Source organism: Bacillus sp. JJ675 (assembly GCF_036963165.1).
Classification (GTDB): Bacteria; Bacillota; Bacilli; order Bacillales; family Bacillaceae; genus Bacillus; species Bacillus glycinifermentans.
On the sequence record NZ_JBALMR010000061.1, the window covers coordinates 42,932 to 51,405 of the forward strand.

The 8,474-nt window shown below is 46.1% G+C and carries 7 protein-coding genes; all 7 read right to left on the reverse strand.

Going from position 1 to position 8,474, the window contains the following annotated elements; translation table 11 throughout:
* Positions 1 to 3: 3 nt before the first annotated feature.
* Positions 4 to 1,092 (reverse strand): PIN/TRAM domain-containing protein, encoded by a 1,089-nt coding sequence (locus V7126_RS16110; RefSeq protein WP_046128831.1) that lies wholly within the window; start codon positions 1,090 to 1,092, stop codon positions 4 to 6.
* 118 nt (positions 1,093 to 1,210) lie between these two features.
* A complete protein-coding gene (gene disA / locus V7126_RS16115; RefSeq protein WP_046128830.1) occupies positions 1,211 to 2,287 on the reverse strand; it encodes a DNA integrity scanning diadenylate cyclase DisA in 1,077 nt (358 codons plus the stop codon).
* 3 nt (positions 2,288 to 2,290) lie between these two features.
* A complete protein-coding gene (gene radA, locus V7126_RS16120; RefSeq protein WP_175077141.1) occupies positions 2,291 to 3,670 on the reverse strand; it encodes a DNA repair protein RadA in 1,380 nt (459 codons plus the stop codon).
* 76 nt (positions 3,671 to 3,746) lie between these two features.
* On the reverse strand, positions 3,747 to 6,179 hold the full coding sequence (gene clpC / locus V7126_RS16125) for an ATP-dependent protease ATP-binding subunit ClpC (RefSeq protein ID WP_175077140.1): 2,433 nt from the start codon (positions 6,177 to 6,179) through the stop codon (positions 3,747 to 3,749).
* Positions 6,176 to 7,267: a protein arginine kinase gene (locus V7126_RS16130; protein WP_175077139.1), complete on the reverse strand. Its 1,092-nt coding sequence runs from the start codon at positions 7,265 to 7,267 to the stop codon at positions 6,176 to 6,178. The genes clpC and V7126_RS16130 overlap by 4 nt, the downstream gene beginning before the upstream one ends.
* Complete coding sequence (locus V7126_RS16135; protein ID WP_046128827.1) at positions 7,267 to 7,824, reverse strand: UvrB/UvrC motif-containing protein; 558 nt, start codon at positions 7,822 to 7,824, stop codon at positions 7,267 to 7,269. The genes V7126_RS16130 and V7126_RS16135 overlap by 1 nt, the downstream gene beginning before the upstream one ends.
* Positions 7,825 to 7,838: 14 nt before the next feature.
* On the reverse strand, positions 7,839 to 8,303 hold the full coding sequence (locus V7126_RS16140) for a CtsR family transcriptional regulator (RefSeq protein WP_046128826.1): 465 nt from the start codon (positions 8,301 to 8,303) through the stop codon (positions 7,839 to 7,841).
* Between the last annotated feature and the right edge of the window lie 171 nt (positions 8,304 to 8,474).

An 8,474-nucleotide genomic window follows, 5' to 3' on the forward strand; every position in this document is an offset into this window, starting at 1 on the left:
TTTTTAAAGCGCCTTTTCCAGCAGTTTCGGCTTGGCAAAAATCATTCTGCCGGCCGCTGTCTGCAGCACACTGGTTACAAGCACATCAATGTGTTTGCCGATATAGTTCCGTCCCTCTTCTACGACAATCATTGTGCCATCGTCCAAATACGCCACGCCCTGGTTATGTTCCTTACCGTCTTTAATTACCTGCACTTTCATTTCTTCCCCTGGAAGCACGACAGGTTTGACGGCGTTGGCCAGATCATTTATGTTCAATACGGCTACTTTCTGAAGCTCGCATACTTTGTTTAAATTGAAATCGTTTGTGACGACGACCCCGGACGTCAGCTTAGCAAGCTTGACCAGTTTGCTATCGACCTCTTGAATATCCTCAAAGTCGCCTTCATAGATTTCAACTTTGATATCCAGTTCCTTTTGAATCCGGTTTAAAATATCGAGCCCTCTTCGTCCCCTGTTTCGTTTAAGGACGTCAGAAGAGTCGGCGATATGCTGGAGCTCTTCCAGCACAAACTGCGGAATCACAATGACGCCTTCGAGAAATCCGGTCTGACAAATATCAGCAATTCTCCCATCTATAATAACACTTGTATCTAAAATTTTCAGCTTTTTGTCCTCTTCAGTCCGCTCTTCTTCAGCATTTCCTTTTTTCTTCCGGGACGAGAACAGCGTGAGCATCTCATCTTTTTTCTTAAAGCCTACCCGGAACCCGAGATAGCCGAGAAAAGCGGCGAGAACGATCGGGATGACCGTACTGATCAGCTGATACGGGATGTTTTTTAACGGGATGACATTGACGATTAGAAAAGCTAGCATAAGTCCGAAGATTAATCCTAAAGATCCGAACAGCAAATCTGATACAGGGGCTTTTATGAGAGAATCCTCAATCCCTTTCACCCAGTTGATCACATGATCCGCACACCAGATGCCCAGCAGAAAAAAGATGACGGCTCCCAAACAAGCGGACGTATACGGGTTTGTTATTAAAGGTATGTCCTGTGCGTTTAACAACACAAACAATTCCGGTATTAGAAAAATACCGATAACGCCTCCCAAAATCGCAAAGAACGCTAGAACTATTCGTTTCAACATACCTTCACCTCCTTTTATTGTCATTTATTTTTTATGAAAGCAGCTGTTTAAGGGAAAACAAAAAGTAAAAATAATATACCCATAAATTGCAATTTTTAATCAGTTCGATGAAAATTTCTTACAGCTGTCTATCAATATAATGTTTTTCCTGAAGCCGTTTTAACCCTTTCTTTATCTTTTGGGCACGAACAGCCCCAATTCCTTCCACTTCATCCAATTCTTTTACATCCGCCTCGATAATAAGCTTTAAATGACCAAACGCTTCAACAACATTTTCGACGATCGGCATAGGGAGACGGGGTATTTTATGAAGAAGTCTGTAACCGCGCGGGAACACGTATTCCTCCATATTCGTAGTAGCTGAATAACCTAGAAGCTTCAGCAGAATGGAATCATCCAGCAATTCAAAGCTTGACATATCCTGAAGCTGTTTTAAAAGGACGAACGGGTCTTTGATTTTTTCTTTGACATAGTCTTTCACAAAGAGGGCCGCTTCCTGCTCCATGTCCGTGATCAGTTCGCTGACTTGGAGCCTGATTAAATGTCCTTCCGTTCCCAGCTCTTTAATATACATATTAATCTCATTTTTGATTCTCAGCACCATTTCATAGCGATGCATCACGGAAATGACGTCGCCGAATGTGACAAGCTCTTCGAACTCCAAAGCGCTCAATGTAGAAATGGCATTGTCCAAGATCAGCTTGTATTTTTCAAGAGTCTGAATCGCCTGGTTGGCTTTTGTTAAAATAAAGCCGATATCTTTTAAAATATATTTCATGTTTTCCTGATAAAGCGTGATCACATTCCGTCTTTCGGATATGGCGATGATCAGGCACCCTGTCTGCTTTGCCACACGCTCTGCGGTTCTGTGCCTCATCCCTGTTTCCGAAGAAGGGATCGTGGCTTCCGGCATGAGCTGCGTATTGGCATAGAGGATTTTCTGACCCGAATCGCTTAGAATAATCGCACCGTCCATTTTCGCAAGCTCGTACAAATGGGCGGGTGAAAAAGCGGAATTAATGTGAAATCCGCCGTCAACAACCTCTTTTACTTTATCGTTAAAACCGACGACGATTAACCCGCCGGTTTTCGCCCGCAACACATTTTCGATTCCCTCGCGGAGAGGAGTCCCCGGCGCGACAAACTGCAAAATTTCTGAAAGGTCCTGTTTCGCTCCTTTTTTTTCTTTTTCCATCTATTATGATCCTCCTAATGAAGTTCGAAGAGCCTCAGCTACATTTTCAACACCGACGACCTCAATTCCTTTCGGTTTTGTCCATCCGTCCGCATTTGCGGCAGGAATGATCATTCTCTTGAACCCGAGCTTGGCCGCTTCCTGAACCCTCTGTTCGATTCTCGATACTCTGCGGACCTCTCCTGTCAGCCCGACCTCACCGATAAAACAATCGGTCGGACTCGGCGGGGTATCCCGGAAGCTTGACGCAATGCTCACCGTAACGGCGAGGTCTATCGCCGGTTCATCGAGCTTCACGCCGCCGGCGACTTTTAAATAGGCATCCTGGTTTTGAAGAAGCAGGCCGACCCTTTTTTCCAGCACGGCCATCAATAGCGACACACGGTTATGATCGATCCCGGTAGCCATCCTGCGGGGATTGCCGAAGCTTGTCGGCGAAATCAGCGCCTGAATTTCGACGAGGACCGGCCTCGTCCCTTCCATTGATGCTACGACGCTCGATCCGGCTGCGCCCGCCGAACGCTCTTCAAGAAAAATTTCCGACGGGTTCAGCACCTCTGTGAGGCCTTCTTCCCTCATCTCAAAAATCCCCATTTCATTTGTCGAACCGAACCGGTTTTTGACGGCTCGTAAAATCCGGAAAGTATGATGCCTCTCCCCTTCAAAATAAAGGACGGTGTCGACCATATGCTCAAGCAGTCTCGGTCCGGCAATCGAGCCTTCTTTCGTGACGTGCCCGACGATAAAAATCGGAATTCCTTTTGTTTTGGCAATCCTCATCAGCTCCGCAGTACACTCTCTAACCTGGGACACGCTGCCCGGGGCAGAGGTAATGTCGCTTTGATAAACGGTTTGAATCGAATCCACCACAACAAATGAAGGGTTCATCTCTTCTATAGAAGACGTAATATACTCCATATCGGTTTCAGATAAAACGTGCAGAGTTGAACTGTTGATCCCCAGCCGGTCCGCTCTCAGCTTCGTTTGTTTGACAGATTCTTCTCCTGATATGTACAGGACGTTTTCATTTGCATCGGCAAGCTGGGCAGATACCTGCAGCAGCAAAGTCGACTTTCCGATGCCGGGATCGCCTCCGATTAAGACAAGCGAGCCCTTGACGATTCCATCGCCCAACACGCGGTTGAATTCGCCCAGTTTCGTCTTGATCCGCGGCTCTTCCGTCGTTTCGATCGATGAGATGGGGGACGGTTTCTGAACCCTTTGAACGGAATGTGCAAAAGCGGTTCTTCGGTTGGCGGCCGGCTTTTTAATCGTTTCTTCCACCATCGTGTTCCATGCGCCGCATCCCGGGCACTTTCCCATCCACTTGGCGGACTCATAGCCGCACGATTGGCAAATAAATTTAGTCTTTGTTTTAGCCATAGATTTTTAAAATCTCCCTTTTATAAGAAAGTGAGGCATACTGGTCAATCGTATGCCTCTTTCTTTTTTCTCTATATTAGTTCGTTTTAGCTTCGGTTTTTACGACAAACTCTCCGTTTTCCACATCGAGCACGATATGCTGCCCTTTTGTAATGTTGCCCTTCAAGAGCTCTTCAGACAGCCGGTCTTCGACGTGTTTCTGGATGGCTCTTCTGAGCGGACGGGCTCCGTATTCAAGGTCAACGCCTTCTTCGGCGATTTTTTCTTTTGCCGCCTCTGTCAATTCAATTGAAAGATCCTGTTCTTTCAGACGCTTTGTCAATTGGTCTGACATGAGGGAGACGATGTCTTTCAAATGTTTTTTCTCCAGAGAGTGGAAAACGATAATTTCATCAATCCGGTTGATGAACTCCGGTCTGAAGGCGCGTTTTAATTCGCCCATGACTTTGTCTTTCATATCTTTGTAGTTCTGCGTTTCGTCCTGTACGTTAAACCCGACGTATTTGTTTCTTCTCAGCTCGCTTGCGCCGACGTTTGACGTCATGATCAGGATTGTATTTCTAAAGTCAACAGTGCGTCCTTTTGAATCTGTCAAACGGCCGTCTTCAAGCACTTGCAGCAGAATATTGAAGACATCAGGGTGGGCTTTTTCAATCTCATCGAGCAGGACGACTGAATAAGGTTTTCTTCTCACCTTTTCAGTAAGCTGTCCGCCTTCATCATAGCCGACATATCCCGGAGGAGAACCGACGAGTCTTGATGTCGAATGCTTCTCCATATATTCAGACATATCGATGCGGATCATCGCTTCTTCATCGCCGAAAATCGATTCTGCAAGCGCGCGGGCAAGCTCTGTTTTACCGACGCCTGTCGGTCCGAGGAAAATAAACGAGCCGATCGGGCGCTTCGGATCTTTTAGTCCGGCGCGCGCGCGTCTTACTGCTTTCGCAACAGCGACAACGGCTTCATCCTGACCGATAACCCGCGAATGAAGGATGCTTTCCATATTCAGCAGCTTATCTGTTTCAGTCTGGGCGATTTTTGACACAGGCACTCCTGTCCAGCTTGATACTACCATCGCAATATCGTCAACCGTCACTTCGGAGTTTTCTTGCCCCTGCTTTTCTTTCCACGTTTTCTTGGTTTCTTCTACCTGTTCCCGCAAACGCTGCTCCGTATCGCGCAATGACGCTGCTTTTTCAAATTCCTGGCTTTGAACTGCGGCATCTTTTTCTTTACGGACTTCATCGAGTTTTTGTTCAAGCTCTTTCAGGTTAGGAGGCGTTGTAAATGAACGCAGTCGAACCTTTGAACCGGCCTCATCGATTAAATCGATCGCTTTGTCAGGCAGGAAGCGGTCGGAAATATACCGGTCTGACAGTTTAACAGCCGCTTCGATCGCTTCGTCAGTGATAGAAACGCGGTGATGTGCTTCATAACGGTCCCGCAGCCCTTTCAAAATCTGAATGCTTTCCTCAGGTGACGGCTGATCTACCTGAATTGGCTGGAAGCGCCGTTCAAGCGCAGCATCTTTTTCAATGTATTTGCGATACTCGTCAAGGGTTGTAGCCCCGATGCATTGCAATTCTCCGCGCGCCAGGGAAGGCTTCAGGATATTGGAGGCATCGATTGCCCCTTCAGCTCCGCCTGCACCGATCAGTGTATGAAGTTCATCGATAAACAGGATGATGTTTCCTGCCTGACGGATTTCGTCCATCACTTTTTTAAGGCGGTCTTCAAATTCCCCGCGGTATTTTGTACCTGCAACTACCGTTCCCATATCAAGCGTCATCACCCGCTTGTCACGCAAAATTTCAGGCACTTCATTATTGATGATCTGCTGGGCTAAGCCTTCAGCTATCGCTGTCTTACCGACACCGGGCTCCCCGATTAACACAGGATTGTTTTTCGTTCTGCGGCTCAGTACTTCGATGACGCGCTGAATTTCTTTGCTGCGCCCGATGACCGGATCGAGGCTGTCCTCTTTTGCAATCGCGGTTAAATCGCGGGCGAGGCTGTCCAAGGTAGGTGTGTTGGCATTGCTGTTTGCCCCTGATGCGCCGCCTCCGCTCTCATTGCTGCCCAACAGCTGCAGCACCTGCTGCCTTGCTTTATTCAAGCTGACGCCCAAATTATTCAGCACTCTGGCAGCGACGCCTTCGCCTTCACGAATTAATCCCAGGAGGATGTGTTCGGTTCCGACATATGAGTGCCCGAGCTTTCTCGCTTCATCCATCGCGAGTTCCGTCACTTTTTTTGCCCTCGGTGTATAGTGGATGGATTGGGACATTTCCTGTCCGCGGCCGATCAGGCTTTCAACCTCTTTTTGAATTTTCTCGGGGCTGAGTCCCAGCGCCTGCAGCGCCTTTGCAGCAATCCCTTCTCCCTCGCGGACAAGTCCCAGCAGGATATGCTCAGTTCCAATATTATTGTGCCCGAGACGCAGAGCCTCTTCCTGGGCAAGCGCCAATACTTTTTGTGCTCTTTCTGTGAATCTTCCAAACATCATATCGTTTCATCCTCCTGTCTATTGCCGTTGTTTTCTAATTTCAATCGTTCTCTGATGAGGGCTGCTCTCCTGATGTCCCTCTCGTTAGCCCTTAATGCCCCTCCCGAATATTGCTGCAGGAAGCCGGGCTGAGTCAGAATCATCAGTTCATTCAATATATTCCTTGAAAGACCTTTAATGATACCGAGGTCAATTCCGAGCCGAACGTCTGAAAGGCATCTTGCCGTCTCTTTTGATTCGATCATCCGGCAGTTCGATAAAACGCCGTAAGATCTGTAGACACGGTCTTCAAGCTCAATTTGCGAAGTCTGATAAAGCGCCCTCCTCGCAGATCGTTCTTGTTCGATTAACTGGGCAACCACGCTGTTAAGGTCTTCAACAATGTCATGCTCCGATTTTCCAAGAGTGATTTGATTCGAAATTTGAAAGATATTCCCTAAAGCTTCGCTGCCTTCACCGTAAATTCCTCTAACCACAAGGCCCAATTGATTAATTGCCGGTATAATTCGATTAATTTGCCTTGTTAATACGAGAGCAGGAAGGTGCATCATGACAGATGCCCTGAGTCCCGTTCCCACATTCGTAGGGCAGCTTGTCAAGTAGCCTCTTTGCTCAGAGAAAGCGTAATCGATTCTTTCTTCAATCCAGTCATCGACTTGATTGGCCGCTTTTAAAGCCTCAGACAGCTGAAAACCAGGGAACAGGCATTGAATGCGGACATGGTCTTCTTCATTCAGCATAATGCTGACTTCTTCATTTTCAGAAAGAAGGCACGCGCCTAAAGAGGCTTCTGTCAAATGCGGGCTGATCAAATGCTTCTCAACAAGCACCCTTTTCTCCAGCGGCTGAATCTGCTCCATTTTCACCAGTTCAAACTTACCGATGCCCGGCACTTCATATCCGGTGAATTGCTCTTCAAATAGGGCAATAATGGCTGAAGCCTCTTCATTCGAAAAAAGTGTGGGGAAGCGGACTTTCTCTAAATTGCGGGCAAGACGAATCCTGCTGCTCAACACGATGTCACTTTCAGGGCCTTCTTGCCGCATCCAATTGCTTAAAGCGTCCTGAATAAAACGCTGCAGCGACATCAGTCTTCCCCCTCCTTATTGTTTGTGTCCAAGTTTTGTTCAAGTGATCTGATCTGGTCCCTGACATTGGCCGCTTTTTCAAACTCCTCCTGCTGAATCAATTCGTTAAGCTCTCTTTTCAACGTTTCGATTTGTCTTCTCACATGAAGGTTTCCGCCGATCCGCTTCGGAATTTTTCCAGCATGGACGGTGTTGCCGCTATGGACTTTCCGTAAAATCGGGGTGATGTAAGAGTGAAACGTTTTATAGCACTCCGAACATCCAAAACGCCCCGTTTTTCGGAATTCCGGGAATGACATATTGCAATTTTTGCAGCGCAAGACTTGTTCAGGCTGCTGAAAAAGCTGAGCTTCCCCGGTATTTGTAAATGATGAATCAAAATTTAACAAACCGGATAATAAATTATGAATAGAAAATCCATTGTTCTCATTCATAGAGTATGATTCACTGTTCTCTTTCGCACATTGTTCACAAATATGCATTTCTTGTTTCTCGCCATTAATGACTTTCGTAAAGTGAAAAGTTGCCGGCCTTTCTTTACATTCTTGACATATCACGCTTTTCACCCGCTTTACTTAAATTTCAGTGATTTCAGCATGGCTTTCATCATTCTAGCCCTTAACTCATCGCGTTCAGGCAAATCAATATATAGAACAGAACGATCCATTACACTGACCATCAATTTTGCTTCACTTTCCGTGATCACTCCATTTTCCAACAGCCGTAAAATGATGTCATCTGAAGCAGCCTGTGAAAGCCTTGTGTAGATTTGATCCAAAATATTATTGATCAAATCGATTTTGTCGTTCATTTTAATTTTAATAATTCGGATATATCCTCCGCCGCCTCGTTTGCTTTCAACAATGTACCCGCGTTCACTTGTGAACCGCGTATTGATCACGTAATTGATCTGAGAAGGTACGCACTGGAACTTATCGGCGATTTCGCTCCGTTTAATCTCCAAAATTTCCTTCCCGTTTTTTTCTAATATTTGTTTTAAATATTGTTCGATGATATCGGAAATATTTTGCCCCACTCAGCCCCCTCCTTCACTTGACTTTGACTATATTTGACTTTAACTTTACTATAAGTGGTTTTTTGTTTTTTTTCAACTAATTGCTCTTCACTCTTTATTATTTCCACTTTTGACTGTCATAAAACATGAAGAAAAACTGAACGACAAAAAAAGCCAGCTTTACTAAGCTGG